Here is a 20,315-nt window from a genome sequence, read left to right as displayed (position 1 = left end):
AGCAGAATACCTTCTTTCAAAAAAAATGTTTACCCTCTTCCTAGTGCATAATCCGACGGACGGAATAAATATCTGATATTTGTTTAATTCTTTCCACAACCCTTTGTAGATGGGCTACATTTTGAATAGATATCGTCATGTGAATCGTCGCCATTTTATTTTTATCAGAACGGCCTGAAACAGCATTTATATTTGTCTTTGTTTCCGCTACTGCCTGAAGAACCTCATTTAACAAACCTCTACGATCATAACCTGAGATCTCAATATCCACATTATAATTTTTGGATTGTTGTTGATCCCCTTCCCATTCCACTGGTAATAACCTTGTTTGTGATTCATCGTTATTGATGTTTGGACAATCACTCCTGTGGATAGATACACCACGTCCCTTTGTTATATACCCGACAATATCATCGCCGGGGACAGGATTACAGCAACGTGAGAGTCGGATAAGCAGGTTGTCTATCCCTTTAACTCTGACCCCAACACTTGTTTTCTTCTTGGAATCGTAGGTCTTTAATTCCTCAACTGCTTCCGTTAATGTTAAATTACTTCCTTCTTCATCCTGCTGTTTACGAATATTATCTGTTAAACGGGTAACAATTTGTGCAGCTGTGATACCTCCGTAACCCACTGCAGCATACATATCTTCTTCTGCCGTAAAATTAAATTTCTTTGCCACCCGATCAATGTTTTCAACCGTCAGAACATCTTTTAGGGAATATCCCTTTTTCTCGACTTCCTTTTCTACCAGTTCCTTCCCTTTTTCCACGTTTTCTTCCCGTCGCTCTTTTTTAAACCATTGACGGATTTTGTTTTTCGCGTGAGAACTTTGGGTCAACTTAATCCAGTCCTGGCTTGGACCATAAGAATGCTTAGATGTCAAAACCTCAACGATATCTCCTGTGTGAAGTTTATGATCGAGGGGAACCATCTTCCCGTTCACTTTTGCTCCAATACACCGGTTTCCAACTTCCGTATGAATCCTAAAAGCAAAATCAAGAGGAACGGATCCCTTAGGTAATTCAATGACATCACCTTTTGGGGTAAAAACAAAGACCATATCGGAAAATAGATCAATTTTTAAAGATTCCATAAACTCTTGAGCATCGTTTGTATCTTTCTGCCATTCAAGAATTTCTCGAAACCAAGACATTTTTGTTTCGAGGGACTCTTCATTTTTTACTGTCTTTCCTTCTTTATAAGCCCAGTGGGCAGCAATACCGAATTCTGCCACTTTATGCATTTCTTCTGAACGTATCTGCACCTCAAGGGGATCCCCCTTAGGACCAATTACTGTGGTATGAAGGGACTGATACATATTTGCCTTCGGCATTGCTATATAATCCTTAAATCGACCTGGCATTGGTTTCCAGTGCGTATGAATAATCCCTAAAACGGCATAACAATCCTTTATACTATCGACCACAATTCGCACTGCCAATAAGTCATAAATCTCATTAAATTGTTTATTTTGAAGGGCCATTTTACGATAGATACTATAAATATGTTTTGCTCTTCCGTGAATGTCTGCTTTTACATCCACATTCTCGAGGCGCTGACGAATCTGATCCTTAACTTCTTCAATATAATCTTCACGCTCTGCACGTTTCTTTTTCATTAGATTAACTATGCGGTAGTACTGTTGAGGATTAAGATACCGTAACGCTGTATCTTCGAGCTCCCATTTTATTTTGGAGATCCCTAACCGGTGGGCAAGTGGTGCAAAAATTTCTAACGTTTCATTTGCGATTCTTCGCTGTTTCTCTGGAGGAAGATGCTTTAATGTCCTCATATTGTGTAGTCTATCTGCTAGTTTTATCAGTATAACGCGAATATCTTTTGCCATCGCCACAAACATTTTTCGATGGTTTTCCGCCTGTTGTTCTTCTTTTGATTTATATTTAATTTTACCTAGTTTTGTGACTCCATCAACAAGCATGGCCACTTCCTGACCAAATTGCTGTTCAATTTCTACTAATGTAACTTGTGTATCTTCCACTACATCATGGAGAAAGGCAGCAGCTATTGTATTGGGGTCCATTCCTAATTCCACTAAAATTCCAGCAACTTGTACTGGATGCCAAATATAAGGTTCACCCGATCTTCGAAACTGTTCTCGATGGGCCTCCTCCGCTATTTCATAGGCTCTTCTTAGAAAAGCCACCTCTTTATCAGGAAGATATTCACTTGCTTTTTCCAGTACTTGCTCACTATTCATGAAATCACCTTAACATCCATATATTTCTTTAATTAATAATCTATTTCTCGCCTTTTGTAAAGTGTATCTGCCTGCCAGAAAGCTTTTGATAAAAAAAGCGTCTCTTCCGTAGAAAAGACTTTCATTAAGAATAACATATTTTTTATAAAAACATAATGAAAATGGTATTTTAAGTAGAAATTACACTGGAAATGATAATCTTTGTATTGATGTGATCAAGTTAAAGAGTAGGACGTATGGAGCTAATAAATAGGTGGCTCTTTTCGTAAACTTTGTTGCTTTTTGAGAAAAGCTTCGAAAAGTGAAAGGCGGCAAAGAAGACACTGCGAAGAATGAGCAGATGTCGCACTTGTACCTTGTGTGAAAGCGTCCGCCTGGAGTATATCCAAGCAAGAATGTTGCTTTATAAAGAACAATCTATGCGAAAAGAGCCAAATAGGTTAAGGTTGTCCCCTTCGAGACAACCTCCATTACTAATATTTCATTAATGAATAAACTTCATATTCCTTTAGTTTTTCACGGCCATCTAAGTAAGTCAATTCAATCAGAAAAACAATTCCAGCCACGACTCCCCCAAGTTCCTCCACCATGTTAATCGTTGCCTCTATCGTTCCACCAGTAGCTAACAAATCATCAGCAATTAACACTTTCTGACCGGGTTTTATGGAATCTTTATGCATGTTTAATCGATCTTTCCCATATTCCAGACCGTAGTCAATACCAATCACTTCCCTCGGCAACTTTCCTTCTTTTCTGACTGGAACAAATCCAATTCCCATTGCATATGAGATAGGGCACCCGACTACAAATCCGCGTGCTTCAGGACCAACGACCACATCAATATCCTTTTCTTTTGCAAAATTTGCCATTTCATCAATTGCCTTTTTATATGCTTCACCGTTTTCCATTAGGGTTGTAATATCTTTGAATCGTATTCCTTCCTTTGGAAAATCCGGTACTACAGTAATAAATTGTTTAAAATCCATTTTCTTTCCTCCTAGTTAATACCTTCGTCATCTTTTTCAACCTTTATACTATTGTACTTGGACAGTTTCCTTTTGTTGAAGTAAACTGTTAAAAAATTGTTTCAGTTCTGTTGTGGAAGAGTAAAATAATCTGTCTTCTAATTCACTTTGTTCGATCCGCTCTTTATACGTTTTCGAATCACTTAAATCCCTTTTTTGCGGATTTTCCATTAAAGTTACTATGCCGTTATCTATTTTAACAAATTCTAAATCAGAAAACACCTGACAAATGAATCGAACCCCACTTATTGACCAACCTTTATATTTCGCTAAATCTTGCCCGTGCTCCGTTAAATTGAAGAAACCTCTTTTCGTCAGAAAAGCATAGAACCATTTAAAGTGTTCCCGGGTTGGCATCATTTCAAAAAAATAATCTTGATCATGGAGAAATGCAGTATAAATTCGTTCAGGTTGACTTCCACTCAATAAATTCTGAAGGTACTCCATCCTTTCAGGTAAATCAAGCAATAGGATATACTTTGCTGAAAGGGAATTTGTCGCTTTATTTTCTTGGTGGTAATTTTTAATTACCTCCCAATTTTTAGGTAGTTTTGACAAGTGAGATTCAGATGCTTTTTGAAACAGGACAACAGAAACCTCCTGAGCATTCAAATTATTTAGTACTGTCCAAGGCTCTTTATTACTTCTAAGATCAAATAACTGCCACTCTTCCACCTTTAGATCTTCTATAACAAGTTGAGGTTTTATATTCCCGTTCCATTCATTAATGGATAATTGACCTACAACAGATACTTTAGCCAGAGGGGACACTTCCCCTTGTAACTCACCCATTCGAAATCCAATACCGTCCAACACCGTATCCCTATTACGAATGGATACCTTTAGATGATCTTGTTTTGCTCCAATTTTTTTAATTGAAGAGAATTCAATATTTTCCAGTAATACTTTCGGGGCCGGGTTTCCAACTCCAAAAGGAGCCATTTGCTGAAGGTCCAAAATAGCTTCCGTGGTCACCTCTTCCACTTCCACCGGTAGATCAACGGAAAGAGACCGAATCCAATCTTCAGGTTTCATGGTACTCTCAGCCAATTTCATTAATTTACCATGTAGTTTATCAATATTAGCTATTTCCATCGTCAATCCAGCAGCCATTGGATGTCCACCAAAGTGGGGAAGCCATTCACGACATTGAGATAACGACTGAAACATATCAAACCCTTCAATGCTTCTAGCAGATCCCTTCGCTAATCCTGTTTCATTATTTAAACTCAACACAATAGTAGGACGATAATACTTCTCTACTAATCTGCTCGCAACAATACCGATAACACCAGCATTCCATCCCTCTTGACCAACAATGATCACTGGGGGAATCCCCTGTTTTTCCACCTGTTCTTCCGCTTCTTTTGCCATCTCATTAACTATTTTTTGTCTTTCTTTGTTGTAGTCATCAATCATCATCGCTAACTCTTCCGCTTCATAAGGGTCTTCGCTAATGAGTAAATGAATTGCTGGATCTGCTGAATCTAGTCTTCCTGCAGCGTTAAGTCGTGGTCCAATCACAAATCCTATTTGTTCTTCACTTACTTCCTGAGCTTGTACACCACACAAGTCAAGTAATGCCTTTATTCCAACCCGTTGCCCTTGCCTTAGTTTATGGACGCCAGCGGTAGCCAAATACCGATTTTCACCTTTTAATGGGACTAAATCAGCAATAGTACCTATGGCGACTAAATCTAAAAATTCATCAGGAGACCTTCCGTATAAAGCATGGGAAACTTTAAATGCCACTCCTACTCCCGCTAACGAAGGATTAGGATAGGTACAATCCTCACGTTTTGGGTTCACTACTGCAAAACCGTCTGGTATTTGTGGAGGTGGTTCGTGATGATCCGTAATGATTAAATCTATTCCTAGCTCTTTGGCCACTTCCGCTTCATGAACTGCTGATATGCCAGTATCCACAGTGATTATAATGGATACATCTTCTTCCTTTGCTTGTCGGAATGCTTGTTCATTTGGTCCGTAACCTTCCGTAAACCGATTCGGTACATAATACCCCACTTGGGCGCCTAAATCTTTCAACGTTAAAAACATCAATGATGTACTTGTAACCCCATCCGCATCATAATCTCCGAATACAAGTATTTTTTCCCCTGCCGCTATTCCTCTTTTTATACGTTCAACAGCTTTCTCCATATCCTTTAGTAAAAAGGGGTCATGTAAGGAGTTGTGATCCGTATGTAAAAAATTCTTTGCACCTTCAACGGTTGAAAAACCCCTCTGAACTAAGAAACGGGCAGCAATTTTAGATATATGAAGTGCACGTGAAAATTCTTGTACTTTATTTTCATCCGGTTTTATAATTTTCCATCTTGATTTCGACTTTAACATAATTAAACCACCCCTGACCAAGTAATTATACATAAGGTCGAAAGAGGTGGCAATCATAGATATCAAGATTTTCGGTATGGATTTATTTAGATTCTCGCTCTTTAGTAGGTGAATCTTTTTTATTCTTAAGATTTGATTCATTTTCCGGTTGTATTTCAGTTGGTTTAGGCCTTCGAAGTTTTTTGATTTCTCTTTGTAGTTGATAAATTTTGTACATTCCAACACTTCCAACAATAATTCCACCCATTAATACGGAAAATATGATGACGATCACTAACGGCCATTGTGCTTGTCCAAATAAGAAATTTACTTCTACTGGATCCACATTTATAACGGAAAAAACCGCAATAATCAGCACCATGACAATTCCAAAAATAAGACCCCATTGTCCTTTCATTTTCCCACACTCCCTTCAGTCTATTGGTTTTCTTTTGAAGTCACTTCCACATCAAAAGCTAACTTGTTTCATTAGAATATGGATTAATATGAACACGAACATCGTGAACATACTCATCTTCCATTATCCTTTCTTTCACTTCTTTACCGATAGTATGGCCCTCCTCCACTGTGATGGATGGATCAACGGAAACTTTAATATCGACGATAACATAATGTCCATGCTCCCTCGCCAATAATTCATCCACTTCATAAACTCCCTCTACACTCTCTGCCATTTTTATCATATCTTTCGTGTCCTCATCATGTAATACGTGGTCGAGTGTATTATGAATCGCTTCACTGCCAAGTTTCCATGCCATTTTCCCAATTAGTATAGCAACAAATAATCCAGCAAGAGGATCAGCATAAACTAGCCAAGGAACTTCAATCCATCCCCCAATAATAGAAGCACCAATACCGAGAAGGGCCGCTATTGAGGAAAACACATCTGAGCGATGATGCCAAGCATCAGTAATTAATGCATCACTCTTATACTTTTTACCCAAATATATTTTATATCTAAACATGATCTCTTTTACGATAATTGAAAAAATCACTGCGTAAATTGCAATTATACCTGGAACTGCAATTGGTTCAAAAAAAGCTTTGATAGCAGACATTGCAATTTCCAAACCAACAATAAAAAGAAGAACAGCAACGATAATTGCCGTTACAGTTTCTGCTTTTCCATGACCGTATGGATGATCACGATCTGGTGGGAGTTGTGCGGCACGAATTCCGATTAGTACAGCTACTGATCCCACGACATCTGATGCAGAGTGAACAGCATCAGCAACAAGAGCTCGACTGTTCGCGATAATCCCTACGATTGCTTTTATGAGAGCTAAGACAATATTTCCGATAATTCCAATCCATGCTCCAAATTTCACTTTTCTATATCGTTCATCATTGGATTTCACTTCCATTTTACCCATTCACCCACCAATTCATCTCATTAACATTACTATAACATTATTTGTAAGTTACTACCTATTTTATGAGTAATTCATAATATTTACTTATCTAGTCTCTATTCGAAACTAAATAAGTGAAGCTCAAGTGCCTATGAGACAACTGGAAGTATAGTCATGAGCAGCCACCGAAGTGAACGCTCGTCGGTGGAGCTAGACATCTTGACCAATGGTCCAAAACATATAAAATTCCCTTAAAAAAGGCGCCCCATTTGAATAGGACACCTTTTCTACAAAATTATAGTTATATTTAATTATGCCTCACTCTGTTCCACAGGCCGTTTCTTTCTTTTTTCCAATTGCTTCGATTTTAATACTAACCAAAGCTGTGCCGCGATAAAGAGTGAAGAATACGTTCCTGCTATAAGGCCAACAACCAGGGCAAAGGAGAATGTCCGAATTGCTTCTCCACCAAAAAAGAAAAGTGCAGAGGCTGCAAACACGACTGTAAGAACTGTATTTATTGAACGTGCCAATGTCTGAACTAAACTCTTGTTAACAACTCTCGCTAAATCTTTGAAATCTTTCACTTTCTTCTCTAAACCCATGTTTTCCCGGATACGGTCAAACGTTACGATCGTGTCATTAATGGAATAACCTATTATCGTTAACACTGCTGCGATGAATGGAATGTTTACTTCAAATCTAAAAATACTGAATACGATTAAAATAAACAATGCATCATGGAATAATGCAACAATCGCAGAAATCCCATATAAAAACTCAAATCGTATTGTCACGTAGAGTATGATCCCCACAGCAGCGATTAATACAGAAATAAAAGCGTTTCTTGCTAATTCCTCCCCTACCATAGGGGTTACAGTGCTTACCGTTGGCGTCTCACCGTAAACTTCTTCAAAGTGAGCTTGAATCTCTAATGTCTCTGCGGAACTTAAGGCTCCAATAAATTTAACCCGTCCTATTTCATTTTCATTACCTGCAATTGTAATGTCATCGGGGTTATAGCCTAACTCAGCAAACTCTGTTGAGATTTCTTCGGAAGAGATTGGAGCATTATTTGTTAACACATCAATAGTTGTCCCACTACGGAAATCAATTCCCAGATTTAAACCAATAGTGGATAAAAGAATAATACCTATAACGATCATTGCTCCTGAGAAGATAAAAAATTTATTCCTGTGCTTAACAAAATCAATTTTGGTATTATCATGATCAAAGTTCACTTATTTCGTCCTCCTTCACGCCAAACATACGAGGTCGCTTATTCAAGATTCGACTATTCACCCAAAGTCCCAGTAATAACCTCGAACCGAATACCGCTGTTAAGAAACTTGTCAGAATACTAACGATTAACATAACCGAAAATCCTTGAACAGCGCTTGTCCCAAAATAGAATAATACAGCTGCTGCTAGGATCGTTGTGATATTGGCGTCAAGAATGGTGGACAGGGACCTTCGGCTTCCGGCTCGGAAAGCACTCATGGCTGATTTACCAGCACGTATTTCATCCTTTATCCGCTCATACGTTATAATATTGGCATCCACAGCCATCCCCACACCAAGAATTAATGCTGCAATACCTGGAAGCGTAAGGACCGCATTCATCCAATTAAATACTACTAAAACAATGTAAATATAAATACTTAGTGTTATAACGGCCATGACACCCATGAATCGGTAATAAAAAATCATGTAAGCAAAGATCAAAGCAATTCCGATAAAGCCTGCAAAGATCGTTTGCTCCATTGCCCTTTCCCCTAAAGATGCACCCACTGCATGGGAATAGATTTCCTCTAACTCAACAGGAAGGGCTCCAGCATTTAAAACACCTGCTAGATGATCGGCAGATTCAATAGTGAAATTTCCAGTAATCATAATATCCCTTGTCCGTAAAGTTTGTGTCACAGACGGATCGGAGATTATTTTAGAGTCTTCCTTCATTATTTCTTCGTAATAGCTATCCCCTTCGTCAAAATCAAGCCAGATAGCCATCCGGTTTTCTGGTACTGTACGCCGCCTTATTTCATCGGTGATATCACCAAATTTGTTCGCATCATCGATTGTTACTGTAACTATGGGCGCATTCGTGTCAGGATGAAAACTTTGTCTTGCGCCGCCCTCCACGAGATCAGAACCATCTAAAAGTACATTATCGTCAACATCACGAATGGTGAGTCTCGCTTCTGTAGAAAGAAGTTCCCTTGCAGCTTGCTGATCAGTGACCCCTGCCAACTGAACCCTAATCCGGTCATCTCCCTCTATTGTTACATTTGGCTCTGAAACCCCTAACACGTTAATGCGAGCATTTAAAGATGCCACCGTATCGCTCAATAAATCTCGATTAATTTCTTGTCCTTCTTCAATAGGCCGGACTTCATATAATACTTCAAAGCCCCCTTGCAAATCTAACCCAAGACTAATTTCATTGGCATGATCCATAACATTCGTTGCAATCAAAGCTACAAAAGCTGCTACGATGACAAAGAATACGGCAATTCTGCCCTTTTTGACCCCTCTATTTTTTTTCATGAACGAACTAATCCTCCTTTATATACACAAATGAAGCACCCTAACACGATGACTCGGTTAGGGTTTTTATTATGTAATTCACTAGTATATCAGTTACTATTATAGCGATGTTAAAAATTGACTGTCAATGTTAGGCTTTCTGACCATTTTTATCTTTTTTATTCAATAACGAATGCAGTGGATCCCCTTCAGAAAATAAGTTTGGACCTTTATATGCCTGGAGAGTTAACCAATTCATATAATCATTTGCCTGCAGATGGAATAATTGTGCAACAATCCAGTGATAACGTATTCTATCAGGTACATCTAATCGGGGAAGTTTGGCTATAAAACAATCCCAAACATCATCCTTTGATACTCGTCCATAACCGAAGATATGCCATTCTTCTGCTTTACTCTGCAAAACAATATCCACTTCTCTTTTCCAATCCTCCCATTTTACCTCGTCCACCTAGATTCCTCCTCACGCTTTATATATCTGCATTATCTTTTGCACCAAGTAAAACAGCAGTTACAGCCCCTGCAATAAAAGTTATAACGCATGGGAAAATAACAATTGAACTACTTATTCCTGGGTACACCACAACTGTAGATCCTAAGACTAAACCAATGATAATTGCGTAAGTCATATAAGGGAAATTATTTAACAAAAATTTAATTAACCTACTGCACACAATAAAACCAATGATGACACCTGATCCAATTACAGCGATTATTGGAATGTTAAAGTCGGAAAGTGCCCCGATGGCAGTATAATAAGAACCTAAAATAAGTAAAACAAAAGAACCACTAATCCCTGGCAATAACATAGCCATACTTGCTAACCATCCAGAAGCAAATAAAACAAAACCGTTATTCATTGTGAGTGTTTCAATAATAACTTTTTCTCCTGAATCTGCAAAGAATCTCATACTTGCAACTCCAATGGCACTCATTGCTATTAGTAAAAAGTGTCCTATATTAAACGTTGTCTTCACTTTAGCCCTTCGGAATAATAAAGGAAGAATCCCAACAATCAACCCTAAAAAGAAAAACTGAGTCGGTTCAAAATGATTTTCCAACAACCATTTCATCAACCTGCTTAAAGAAAATAAGGCAATAAGCATTCCGATACCCAATGGAAGTAAGAAGGCTACATGCTTTTTCCACTCTTTACTAAATAGTCCGTTAATAGCTGAAATTAATTGATCATAAATACCAAGCAAAATGGCAATCGTTCCGCTACTAACACCTGGAATTAATTCTGTTATTCCCATCATAGCACCACGGTATAAGTTTTTCCATTCCACGCTTCCATTCTCCTATCTTTTGTTTTATCTTATTTAGCCGTTTTTTTATCTCATTCTTTTACTCTATCCCTTGTTATTTAACCTATTATATCTAAATCTTTAACTAGCCATCTTTTTTCTAACATCTTTTTTATCTAACATCTTTTTTATCTAACCATTAATTTTGAAAGTATTCAATAGAAAATTCCGTAGTAAATAGTAGAAATACTTAAACTTGTCATGCTTGGCCCCCTTAAAAGCATATACATGTTTAGAGTAAATATCTATGATTTATCGAGAGAAAGTAGGGGCTGTTTATGACAAAACAATCCTTTTTAAAAGGGGCGTTTATTCTAATTTTAGCTGGATTAATTACTCGAATATTAGGATTCGTTAACAAAATAGTCGTTGCGAGAATTATGGGTGCAGAAGGTGTGGGCTTATATATGATGGCTGTCCCCACCTTACTACTCATTATAACTCTAACACAATTAGGTTTACCTGTGGCCATTTCTAAACTTGTTGCGGAAGCTGATGCAGACAATGACAGGGCTAGAATAAAACGTATCTTAGTTGTTTCCCTTTCCGTCACTGGAATATTAAGTATTTTTTTTACAGCTTTAATGATATTAGGTGCACCATTAATCTCTCAAACACTATTAACGGATTCGCGTGCCTTCTATCCTTTAATCGCCATTTCTCCAATAGTTCCAGTGGTTGCCATCTCTGCCGTTTTAAGAGGTTATTTTCAAGGATTGCAGAATATGAAACCGACTGCCATTTCACAAGTGATTGAACAGGTGATTCGAATTACACTCGTTGCCACCTTCACAACTGCATTTTTACCTTATGGACTGGAATATGCGGCAGCAGGGGCGATGATATCCGTTGTACTTGGGGAGTTAGCTTCCTTAATCTTTATGATCACAATCTTTAAGAGAAAGAAACGATTTCGAATGCGAAGACAATTTTTCACCTACGTAAAAGAAGGGAAAAAGACGCTTGACGATCTCCTCGGGATCGCCATTCCAACAACAGGCAGTCGTCTAATCGGGTCTGTTTCGTTTTTTTTCGAACCAATTGTCGTAGCTCAAAGCTTAGCTATTGCAGGTGTTGCAACAAGTCTTGCGACAGCTCAATACGGAGAGCTTTCAGGTTATGTTATTCCCATGCTGCTGCTTCCGACTTTTATTACACACTCCCTTTCAGTTTCATTAGTACCTGCCATCAGTGAGGCAGCCTACCAGAAAAACTATGGACTTATTCATCATCGCCTTTCACAGGCACTCCGGTTAGCTTTAGTGACCGGTGGAGGTTCTGTAGTTGTACTCTATGTATTTGCTGTTCCAATTATGGATTTAGTTTATAACGCACCAACTGTTGCTACCTACTTGAAAATTATGGCACCATTCAGTATCTTTTTATACTTTCAATCCCCTCTACAAGCAACATTGCAAGCGTTAGGATTAGCAAAAGCTGCCATGATAAATAGCTTTATTGGTGCATTTGTAAAGATAGCAGCAATTTTTATTCTTGCATCTCGCCCCGAGTTTGGAATTATGGGTGCTGCTTTAGCCATTGTTATTGGGTTTTTACTAGTGACATTTTTACACTTTGCAACTATCGTAAAAGCCATCAGCTTCACTTTAAATATTCGTGATATAGTTAAAGTGGTTGCCTCCATTGTCATCACAGGTGGTTTTGCCACATGGTTTTGGAATCAGTCAATTTTTATCAACAGCCTTTTACATAAAACGATAAGCAGCATTTTACTTGCCGGTATTGTTTATTTGGTGTTAATCACTGTCCTAGGTCTAGTAAAAAAAGAAGAATTGGCTCGTGTTCCTATTCTCAATAAATGGATTACCTGAAACTACACACTTGTTAGAAGTTAATTCCCCCTCAAATTGCACATATACTAACTTATTCAACATAAAAAGGCTATCCTTAAAAAGCTCTACTAAGAACTTAAAGGATAGCCATCATGAATTTCTAACCTTAGTCATCTTTTAGATCCACAAATAACGTGTCATTTCTTCCTAAAGAGCAAAAGGATATCTTCTTAATATCCTTAAACCCAAGTTTCCTCAACTCCTGCCGTAACCATAAGGGAGTTTTTTCAATTTGTCTCAAATGGTCTTCTTGGACTTTTCCGTCTAATACTAGCGGTAATGGTAAGTAGGCCCCTTTAGGGTCCTGACCTTCCTCTTTTTTCACTACAGAGAGATCTCCAGAAGGTTCCAGAATTGCAAACTCCACATCTGATAAATATGTGATGTTATTCTGGCGAAGTTGCATCATTAAATCATCGTAGTTATACCTTTGTTTACGCATTTCCCTTTCATCAATTCTTCCTCTTCGGATGAGGACGGAAGGGGAACCATCAATTAACTTACGGAGTTTATCACTTTTTAAGGAGATAAACGCAAGACTTATTTGAATGATCATTAAAACAAGCATAGGAATAATTTGTCTAGCCATTGGTGCTTCTACATTTTCAATGGAAATAACTGCTAACTCAGCCAACATGATGGAAATAACAAAGTCCACTACAGATAATTCACCAATTTCTCTCTTTCCCATTAAACGAAAAACAAGGAGGATCACAATGTATATCAGTACCGTTCTGGTTATGAGAGTTCCAAATTCCACGTGTGAACGCCCCTTCTTCATCCTTTTACAACACTATTTTTCCCAAGGTAGTGGTAATTAATAATTGAAAAGGATTGGAAGGTAGGAATTTACTGGAAAAAGATCAAATATCGAAAATATAAATAAAAACTTGAAATAATGAAGGAAATGATAGCTGTTGGTGCACCAACTTTCAGAAAATCCATATATGTAAACGGTTGTTTTGCCTTTACTGCTAAGCCTGCAACAATGACATTGGAGCTGGCACCGATAAGCGTTCCATTTCCACCTAAACATGCACCTAGGGCAAGGGCCCACCATAATGGATCTAAGTTGCTCATCCCATATTCCTGAAATTCCAGAATTACTGGAATCATAGCAGCAACAAATGGAATGTTGTCCACAAAACCGGAAAGAATACCCGAAGCCCAAAGGATTAATAGTGCTGTTTTTGGTAAATCCCCTTCGGTATAATGGATAATTGATTTTGCTATTTCGTCTATAATACCAACCTCTTTCAATCCACCTACTAGCATAAACAATCCAACAAAGAAGAATAAAGTAACCCATTCGACCGCTTGGAAAACTTCTTCCGTCTGTTTATCTTCATGAGTTAAAAGCATCAAGAGAAGGGCACCTGCCATTGCTACACTTGTCAGTTCCACATTTAAAAGAGGTTGTATAATAAAACCAACCGTTGTCAATGTCAAAACAGTTACTGATTTAAATAGTAACTGTCGATCCCTTAAATATGTCTTTGGATTAACCCCCATTAATTCCCTTTGATAATGTGGAGAGACATCAAGCTGATTTCTATAAAGAAAACAAACACCAATCATAATCGTGACATAAATGACTACAACAATAGGTCCTAGATGTATTAAGAAGTCATTAAAATTGAGGTGATCAACCGCCTGACCAATCATTAAATTTGGCGGATCCCCTATTAGAGTTGCTGTTCCACCAATATTTGATGCCAAGATTACTGAAAGTAAATATGGTATTGCAGATATATGCAAAAGATTTGTTAATGTAAGAACAATTGGGACTAAAAGTAATACAGTCGTAACATTATTTAAAAAAGCTGAACCCACTGCAGTAAGTGTAGAGATTACAATTAAGAGAGGGATTGGCTTTCCATTCACCATTTTTGCTAATGTAACCGCTACAAATTCAAAAAAACCACTCTGACTTGTTATGGAAACAAGAATCATCATTGATAATAGAAGAACAATTGTATGCCAATCGATATGATCTAAAAAAGCACCATTTAAATCTAATACCCCTGTAAATAGCATTAATACCCCACCGAGGCATGCGATGAGGGCTCGATTTAGTTTCTCTGAAATGATAAATACATAACTTACAATAAAGATTACTAAGGCTAAAAACCAATCCATAAACATGTCCCTCCCCATCCTTCGATACATTGTATGAACAAAGAAGGACAAACATGTTCCCTTTTACCTTTTTGAATCTTTTTAGTCCTTGAAACGAAAAAGCTCGTCTAATTTTTTTCCTTCTGAATATGAATGAAATAAAGAAAGATTAGGGGAGGGAGAATGACCGATGCAACATCGTCTAATAAGCAGTGCACTTTATGGTATTTTAACCATACTTATACTGGTCATTTTAGCCAGTTTGATTAGCTCTACTTTGTTACGTTTTACATCGTTAGAAGAAGGGAGCTTAACCTGGGTACTGCTAGGAGTTTCATTTTTAGCTGTATTTTTTGGTGGCTTTATATCTGGAGGTCGATCAGGTCAAAAGGGGTGGTTAGCTGGAGCGACTACTGCCATTCTTTATACAATCATCATTTTCTTTGTTCAGTTCTTAGGGTTTAATGAAGGGTTCGATATTCAACAGTGGTTAGTCCATAGTGGGTACTTGGTTGTTGCTGTATTAGGGGGAATATTTGGTGTTAATGTTCGAGGAGAAACGTTTTGAAGGAAATAAGAATTAGCGTCGAGGCAACATTCTTCTCTTTTAAGAAAAACCGACTTCCAATTGGAAATCGGTTTTTTTTCATCATTATCAGTCTTGATTCGTTACTTCACGAATTGCTTGGCGGTCAAAAGTTAATTTTGTACTGCCAATATCAATTACAACAAGGTTTTCATCAATTGCATCGATCTTACCATGTAAACCACCGATCGTAACAATTTTATCACCTTTTTGAAGCGCAGCATGCATTTCTCTAACCTTCTTTTGTCTCTTTTGCTGCGGTCTGATTAAAAGGAAATAAAAGATCGCAAACATCAATAATAAAGGAAGTATTGCACCAAAGATACTACCGTCTCCCATATGTATTCACCCCTTTCCCAGCTGACAAACACCCTTACCTTTGCTTTTATATTTTAGCGCAAAGGCTTACTTATTTATCAAAATTCATTTTATTACTATAGTTGTCTCTCCTGTACTATTTTAGACAATATCTACTGTTAAAATCAACTAAAAGCTTTAAGAAAACTAATTTATTTACAATTAGAAATTTTTGGCATTAGGTTTATTAAATCCATACAACTCAAAAAATTCTTCCCGATAATCCAACAACCGGTCTTCTTTAATAGCTTTACGTACATTCTCCATTAACTTTAGTAAGAAATATAAATTATGGTACGTAGTTAGACGTAAGCCAAATGTTTCATTTGCTTTTATTAAATGCCTGATATAAGCACGACTATAGTTTTTGCAAACATGACAATCGCAATTTTCATCCAAAGGACCAAAATCACGGGCATACTTTGCATTTCGGACTACTAAACGCCCAGCACTAGTCATTAATGTTCCATTCCTTGCAATTCTTGTAGGTAGTACACAATCAAACATATCCACTCCCCTGATTGCCCCATCAACTAAAGAGTCAGGAGATCCTACTCCCATTAAATATCGCGGTTTACCTTCTGGTAAGTGTGGTGTTGTAAACTCTAATACACGATTCATAACGTCCTTCGGTTCTCCTACTGATAATCCCCCAATTGCATATCCGGGAAAATCTAACGAAACTAGATCTTCTGCACTTTGTTTCCGTAATTCTTCATATTCTCCCCCCTGGACAATACCAAATAAACCTTGCTCATTCGGTCTTGAATGGGCCTTAATACATCGTTCAGCCCAACGGCTAGTGCGATCCACTGACGCCTTCATATAATCATATTCTGCAGGGTATGGGGGACACTCATCAAATGCCATCATAATATCTGGCCCAAGGGCATTTTGAATTTCCATTGCTTTTTCAGGACTTAAAAACATTCTTTCCCCACTGAGGTGATTTCGGAATTCAACGCCTTCTTCTGTTATCTTTCTCATATCACTTAAACTAAACACCTGAAAACCACCGGAATCAGTTAAGATGGGACGGTCCCAATTCATAAATTTATGAAGACCACCTGCCTCTTTAATAATTTCGTGTCCAGGCCTCAACCATAGATGGTACGTATTACTTAAAATTATTTTAGCACCTATTTCCTTTAACTCCTCTGGGCTCATTGTTTTTACTGTAGCCAATGTTCCTACGGGCATAAACATTGGTGTATCAAATGACCCATGAGGTGTATGGACAATTCCTAGTCTTGCCCCAGATTGTTTGCATGTTTTTATGTGTTCATATGTTATTGCCATTTAGATCACTTCCTTTACAATAAAAGCATTGCATCACCAAAGCTAAAAAAGCGGTACCGATTATCCACAGCTTCTTTATAGGCACGGAGAATATTCTCTCTGCCGGCAAATGCACTGACTAACATTACAAGAGTCGATTTTGGCAAATGGAAATTTGTAAGTAAGCCATTAATGCCAGAAAAAGTATACCCTGGGTAAATAAAGATATCTGTCCAACCTGAAGTTTCAATAAATTTTCCATCGTGAGTTGATGCAATTGTTTCCAGTGTCCTTGCTGAAGTGGTTCCTACAGCTATCACTTTCTGACCGTCTGATTTAGCTTTGTTTAACATTTCAGCAGTCTCTGATGACATTTGGTAAAATTCAGCGTGCATTTGATGTTCTTCAATTTTATCAACCGATACAGGACGAAAAGTTCCTAATCCCACATGTAATGTAATAAATACAATGTTTACCCCTTTGTTGCGTAACCGTTGTAACAGTTCTTCAGTAAAATGAAGTCCAGCGGTAGGAGCTGCTGCCGAACCACGATGTTTCGCATAAACTGTTTGATAGCGTTCCGTTTCCTCCAATTGTTTTTGAATGTATGGAGGTAATGGCATTTGTCCCAACTCATCTAATATTTCATTAAAGACCCCGTCAAAGGAGAATTGGATTTTTCTCCTCCCTTCATTCAATTCTTCCACACATGTTCCGATGAGTTTCCCTTCACCGAATTGAATTTTAGTACCTGCTTTCACTCTTTTTGCAGGTTTAACAAGAGCTTCCCATATATGATCTCCCTCTTCTTTTAACAAAAGAAGTTCAATCTTAGCCTCCGTATCTACCTTCAGCCCCATTAACCTAGCTGGAATTACTTTTGTATCGTTTAATACTAGAACATCCCCTCTTGAAAGATATTCTTCAAAATCACTAAATTGACGGTGCTGTATCTCGCCGTTATTTTTATTTAATACTAACAATCTTGAGCCTGTCCGATTTTCCAAAGGAGTTTGTGCAATTAATTCATCCGGCAAATCAAAATCAAATTGTGAGACATCCATCAAACTCAACCTTTCTGTCTATCTTTTGCTGTTACATGTTTCCTCAGCGGAAACGTCCTAAAACAAACAATATTAGTGACAAGAGAATACTAATTACAATAGAGGTTACAATCGGAAAATAAAAAGTTGAATTTCCCCGTTGTATAAAGATATCGCCTGGTAATTTCCCTAAAGAAAGATATTTCCCTCCTACTTGCCATAAAAGCCCAGCAATAACCAGTATTACTCCTATTGTTACCAATATCTTCGGAAATTGTGTCACTTTTTTGGCACCTCCAACTTTAAGTGCTTATACGCTTCAGGTGTTACCATTCTTCCCCTTGGAGTACGTTGTAAAAACCCAAGTTGTAATAAAAAGGGTTCATAGACATCCTCAATGGTATGGGATTCTTCACCAATCGTAGCAGCGAGTGTATCAAGTCCCACTGGTCCTCCACGAAACTTTTCAATAATATTTCCAAGTAATTTATGGTCAATCTCATCCAGACCTAATGGATCCACCTGCAAAAGTTCTAGTGCTTCCTTCGTGACTTTCACGTCCACTTCACCAGTGCCCCGAACTTGTGCGAAATCCCTTACTCTACGCAATAGCCGATTAGCAATACGTGGGGTTCCCCTCGATCGACTGGCGATTTCCCTACCCGCTTCATGGATTAATGGGACTTCCAACACCTCAGCGGTTCTTTCTACAATTTCACCTAATTCTTCATTTGTATAATATTCCAATCTACTCACAACACCAAATCGGTCCCGTAACGGAGCAGACAACATTCCTGCCCTAGTAGTTGCTCCAACTAAAGTAAACGGAGGTAAATCTAAACGTACGGACCGTGCTGTTGGACCTTTACCAATAACAATATCCAAGCAATAATCCTCCATTGCAGGATATAATACTTCCTCCACTGAGCGGTTTAACCGATGAATTTCATCAATGAATAAAACATCTCCCGGTTCTAGAGCAGTTAAAATAGCAGCCAAATCACCAGGTCGTTCTATAGCTGGTCCAGATGTTGTTCTTAAATTTACACCCATTTCGTTGGCGATAATCATAGACAATGTTGTTTTCCCTAATCCAGGCGGACCATATAAAAGCACATGATCTAATGTTTCTTCTCTCATTTTTGCAGCCTTAATAAAAACACTTAAATTATCTTTAACTTTCTTTTGACCAATATATTGTGTTAACCTTTGCGGTCGAAGACTACGTTCCTCCCATTCTTCTTGTTCATGGGATTCACTGCCTACAATTCGTTCCTCCATCCTATATTCCCCCGATTAATTACTTTAGCATTAACTGAAGTGCCCTTCGTATATAACCATCCGTAGTTAGCTTTTCTTCTTGGAGTTGTGGGATTACTTTATTTATCTCCCTGTCAACGTATCCAAGTGCCTTTAATGCTTCTAGCGCTTCTTTCAATTCTAAGTTATGTAATGACGTTGATGATTTTTCTTGGGTTATGTTTCCGAAGGAACTTCCATTACCCTTCGAGGTTATTATATCAGTTAATTTCCCTTTTAAATCAAGGATAATTTGTCTGGCGGTTTTTTTTCCAACCCCAGGAAATTTAACTAAAAATAATTCATCTTCATTTTCAATAGCGTGAATAACCATATCAGGTTCCCCTGTTGCAAGAATTGCCAGTGCCCCTTTTGGCCCTATACCAGATACCTGAAGTAATTTTTCAAATAACCATCTTTCTTCTCTTTGAGAAAATCCAAATAATTTAATGGAATCTTCCCGAACATGTTGATATGTATAAATAGTAATCTCCTGATGTAAGTTACCTTCAAAATGATAAGGGTTTGGACAGTAAACTAAATAACCTACATTATGTACATCTATTACGATGGAATCAACATCAATAAGTACAACTTTCCCCTTAAGAAATTCAATCATATCTATACCTCTTTTCAAAAAAAAATGAGAACACATATTTCTATATTAACACATGAAGATCAAATTCAATGAATACAAATAAGAAAAGCGCAAGCGCCTATAGTCACGAGCGTAGGGCAGTGGAGGAATGACAACAGAAGTCCGCTCTTTGACTTCAGTTGTCACTTCTGAAGTGCCCCGCAACGAGTAGGCGCTGGAGCTAGACAATAAGAAAAGCGCAAGCGCCTATGGTCACGAGCGTAGGGCAGTGGAGGAATGACAACAGAAGTCCGCTCTTTGACTTCAGTTGTCACTTCTGAAGTGCCCCGCAGCGAGTAGGCGCTGGAGCTAGACAATAAGAAAAGCGCAAGCGCCT

19 protein-coding genes are annotated in these 20,315 nt (G+C 38.0%); 2 read left to right on the top strand and 17 right to left on the bottom strand.

Annotation, left to right across the window (positions count from 1 at the left end; all coding sequences use genetic code 11):
* Positions 1-40 precede the first annotated feature (40 nt).
* The 9 genes from KS419_RS12265 to KS419_RS12230 all read right to left on the bottom strand — a co-directional run bounded on the left by KS419_RS12265 (position 41) and on the right by KS419_RS12230 (position 10,789).
* A complete protein-coding gene (locus KS419_RS12265) occupies positions 41-2,221 on the bottom strand; it encodes a RelA/SpoT family protein (protein ID WP_217066692.1) in 2,181 nt (726 codons plus the stop codon).
* Between the two features lie 473 nt (positions 2,222-2,694).
* Positions 2,695-3,207, bottom strand: coding sequence for an adenine phosphoribosyltransferase (locus KS419_RS12260; protein WP_217066691.1), 513 nt, complete (start codon positions 3,205-3,207; stop codon positions 2,695-2,697).
* Between the two features lie 48 nt (positions 3,208-3,255).
* Entirely contained in the window at positions 3,256-5,601 is a 2,346-nt protein-coding gene (recJ, locus tag KS419_RS12255; RefSeq protein ID WP_217066690.1) for a single-stranded-DNA-specific exonuclease RecJ, read from the bottom strand.
* An 82-nt stretch (positions 5,602-5,683) separates the two neighbouring features.
* Positions 5,684-5,998 (bottom strand): LapA family protein, encoded by a 315-nt coding sequence (locus tag KS419_RS12250; protein WP_217066689.1) that lies wholly within the window; start codon positions 5,996-5,998, stop codon positions 5,684-5,686.
* 58 nt (positions 5,999-6,056) lie between these two features.
* On the bottom strand, positions 6,057-6,959 hold the full coding sequence (locus KS419_RS12245; RefSeq protein ID WP_217066721.1) for a cation diffusion facilitator family transporter: 903 nt from the start codon (positions 6,957-6,959) through the stop codon (positions 6,057-6,059).
* A 305-nt stretch (positions 6,960-7,264) separates the two neighbouring features.
* On the bottom strand, positions 7,265-8,194 hold the full coding sequence (secF, locus tag KS419_RS24915; RefSeq protein WP_343215059.1) for a protein translocase subunit SecF: 930 nt from the start codon (positions 8,192-8,194) through the stop codon (positions 7,265-7,267).
* Complete coding sequence (gene secD, locus KS419_RS24910) at positions 8,184-9,500, bottom strand: protein translocase subunit SecD (protein WP_246593890.1); 1,317 nt, start codon at positions 9,498-9,500, stop codon at positions 8,184-8,186. Before secD ends, secF begins: the two co-directional genes overlap by 11 nt.
* Before the next feature lie 130 nt (positions 9,501-9,630).
* Positions 9,631-9,951, bottom strand: a complete 321-nt coding sequence (locus KS419_RS12235) for a post-transcriptional regulator (RefSeq protein ID WP_217066688.1) — start codon at positions 9,949-9,951, stop codon at positions 9,631-9,633.
* A 19-nt stretch (positions 9,952-9,970) separates the two neighbouring features.
* The gene (locus tag KS419_RS12230; RefSeq protein ID WP_343215058.1) at positions 9,971-10,789 is read right to left on the bottom strand and encodes a DUF368 domain-containing protein; all 819 of its coding nucleotides are present in this window, start codon (positions 10,787-10,789) and stop codon (positions 9,971-9,973) included.
* Between the two features lie 296 nt (positions 10,790-11,085).
* On the opposite strand from KS419_RS12230, the gene spoVB reads away from it, so the two are divergent.
* Positions 11,086-12,639 (top strand): stage V sporulation protein B, encoded by a 1,554-nt coding sequence (gene spoVB, locus KS419_RS12225; RefSeq protein ID WP_217066687.1) that lies wholly within the window; start codon positions 11,086-11,088, stop codon positions 12,637-12,639.
* A gap of 127 nt (positions 12,640-12,766) precedes the next feature.
* Here spoVB and KS419_RS12220 read toward each other — a convergent pair whose 3' ends face one another.
* Both KS419_RS12220 and KS419_RS12215 read right to left on the bottom strand, forming a co-directional pair.
* A complete protein-coding gene (locus KS419_RS12220; RefSeq protein ID WP_217066686.1) occupies positions 12,767-13,420 on the bottom strand; it encodes a DUF421 domain-containing protein in 654 nt (217 codons plus the stop codon).
* 89 nt (positions 13,421-13,509) lie between these two features.
* Positions 13,510-14,799 (bottom strand): ArsB/NhaD family transporter, encoded by a 1,290-nt coding sequence (locus tag KS419_RS12215; RefSeq protein WP_246593879.1) that lies wholly within the window; start codon positions 14,797-14,799, stop codon positions 13,510-13,512.
* A 169-nt stretch (positions 14,800-14,968) separates the two neighbouring features.
* On the opposite strand from KS419_RS12215, the gene KS419_RS12210 reads away from it, so the two are divergent.
* Positions 14,969-15,346 (top strand): TIGR04086 family membrane protein, encoded by a 378-nt coding sequence (locus KS419_RS12210; protein ID WP_217066685.1) that lies wholly within the window; start codon positions 14,969-14,971, stop codon positions 15,344-15,346.
* A gap of 87 nt (positions 15,347-15,433) precedes the next feature.
* Here the strand turns inward: KS419_RS12210 and yajC are convergent, their stop codons facing one another.
* The 6 genes from yajC to ruvA form a co-directional block, all read right to left on the bottom strand.
* Positions 15,434-15,703: a preprotein translocase subunit YajC gene (gene yajC, locus KS419_RS12205; protein WP_217066684.1), complete on the bottom strand. Its 270-nt coding sequence runs from the start codon at positions 15,701-15,703 to the stop codon at positions 15,434-15,436.
* A gap of 180 nt (positions 15,704-15,883) precedes the next feature.
* Positions 15,884-17,020: a tRNA guanosine(34) transglycosylase Tgt gene (gene tgt, locus KS419_RS12200; RefSeq protein ID WP_217066683.1), complete on the bottom strand. Its 1,137-nt coding sequence runs from the start codon at positions 17,018-17,020 to the stop codon at positions 15,884-15,886.
* Between the two features lie 14 nt (positions 17,021-17,034).
* Positions 17,035-18,063, bottom strand: coding sequence for a tRNA preQ1(34) S-adenosylmethionine ribosyltransferase-isomerase QueA (gene queA, locus KS419_RS12195; protein WP_217066682.1), 1,029 nt, complete (start codon positions 18,061-18,063; stop codon positions 17,035-17,037).
* A gap of 43 nt (positions 18,064-18,106) precedes the next feature.
* Positions 18,107-18,325, bottom strand: coding sequence for a DUF2905 domain-containing protein (locus KS419_RS12190; protein WP_217066681.1), 219 nt, complete (start codon positions 18,323-18,325; stop codon positions 18,107-18,109).
* Complete coding sequence (gene ruvB, locus KS419_RS12185; RefSeq protein WP_217066680.1) at positions 18,322-19,323, bottom strand: Holliday junction branch migration DNA helicase RuvB; 1,002 nt, start codon at positions 19,321-19,323, stop codon at positions 18,322-18,324. Before ruvB ends, KS419_RS12190 begins: the two co-directional genes overlap by 4 nt.
* A 19-nt stretch (positions 19,324-19,342) precedes the next feature.
* Entirely contained in the window at positions 19,343-19,960 is a 618-nt protein-coding gene (gene ruvA, locus KS419_RS12180) for a Holliday junction branch migration protein RuvA (RefSeq protein ID WP_217066679.1), read from the bottom strand.
* Between the last annotated feature and the right edge of the window lie 355 nt (positions 19,961-20,315).

The sequence above is a fragment of the Evansella tamaricis genome (assembly GCF_019042215.1).
Taxonomy (GTDB): domain Bacteria; phylum Bacillota; class Bacilli; order Bacillales; family Salisediminibacteriaceae; genus Evansella; species Evansella tamaricis.
Note: the sequence above shows the minus strand (reverse complement) of the source record. Positions and strands in the feature narration are given on the sequence as shown.

Coding starts and splice junctions, on each gene's coding strand:
- KS419_RS12265 (WP_217066692.1), bottom strand. CDS start 2,221: ATGAATAGTGAGCAAGTACTGGAAAAAGCAAGTGAATATCTTCCTGAT.
- KS419_RS12260 (WP_217066691.1), bottom strand. CDS start 3,207: ATGGATTTTAAACAATTTATTACTGTAGTACCGGATTTTCCAAAGGAA.
- recJ (WP_217066690.1), bottom strand. CDS start 5,601: ATGTTAAAGTCGAAATCAAGATGGAAAATTATAAAACCGGATGAAAAT.
- KS419_RS12250 (WP_217066689.1), bottom strand. CDS start 5,998: ATGAAAGGACAATGGGGTCTTATTTTTGGAATTGTCATGGTGCTGATT.
- secD (WP_246593890.1), bottom strand. CDS start 9,500: ATGAAAAAAAATAGAGGGGTCAAAAAGGGCAGAATTGCCGTATTCTTT.
- spoVB (WP_217066687.1), top strand. CDS start 11,086: ATGACAAAACAATCCTTTTTAAAAGGGGCGTTTATTCTAATTTTAGCT.
- KS419_RS12215 (WP_246593879.1), bottom strand. CDS start 14,799: ATGGATTGGTTTTTAGCCTTAGTAATCTTTATTGTAAGTTATGTATTT.
- KS419_RS12210 (WP_217066685.1), top strand. CDS start 14,969: ATGCAACATCGTCTAATAAGCAGTGCACTTTATGGTATTTTAACCATA.
- yajC (WP_217066684.1), bottom strand. CDS start 15,703: ATGGGAGACGGTAGTATCTTTGGTGCAATACTTCCTTTATTATTGATG.
- tgt (WP_217066683.1), bottom strand. CDS start 17,020: ATGGCAATAACATATGAACACATAAAAACATGCAAACAATCTGGGGCA.
- queA (WP_217066682.1), bottom strand. CDS start 18,063: ATGGATGTCTCACAATTTGATTTTGATTTGCCGGATGAATTAATTGCA.
- ruvB (WP_217066680.1), bottom strand. CDS start 19,323: ATGGAGGAACGAATTGTAGGCAGTGAATCCCATGAACAAGAAGAATGG.
- ruvA (WP_217066679.1), bottom strand. CDS start 19,960: ATGATTGAATTTCTTAAGGGGAAAGTTGTACTTATTGATGTTGATTCC.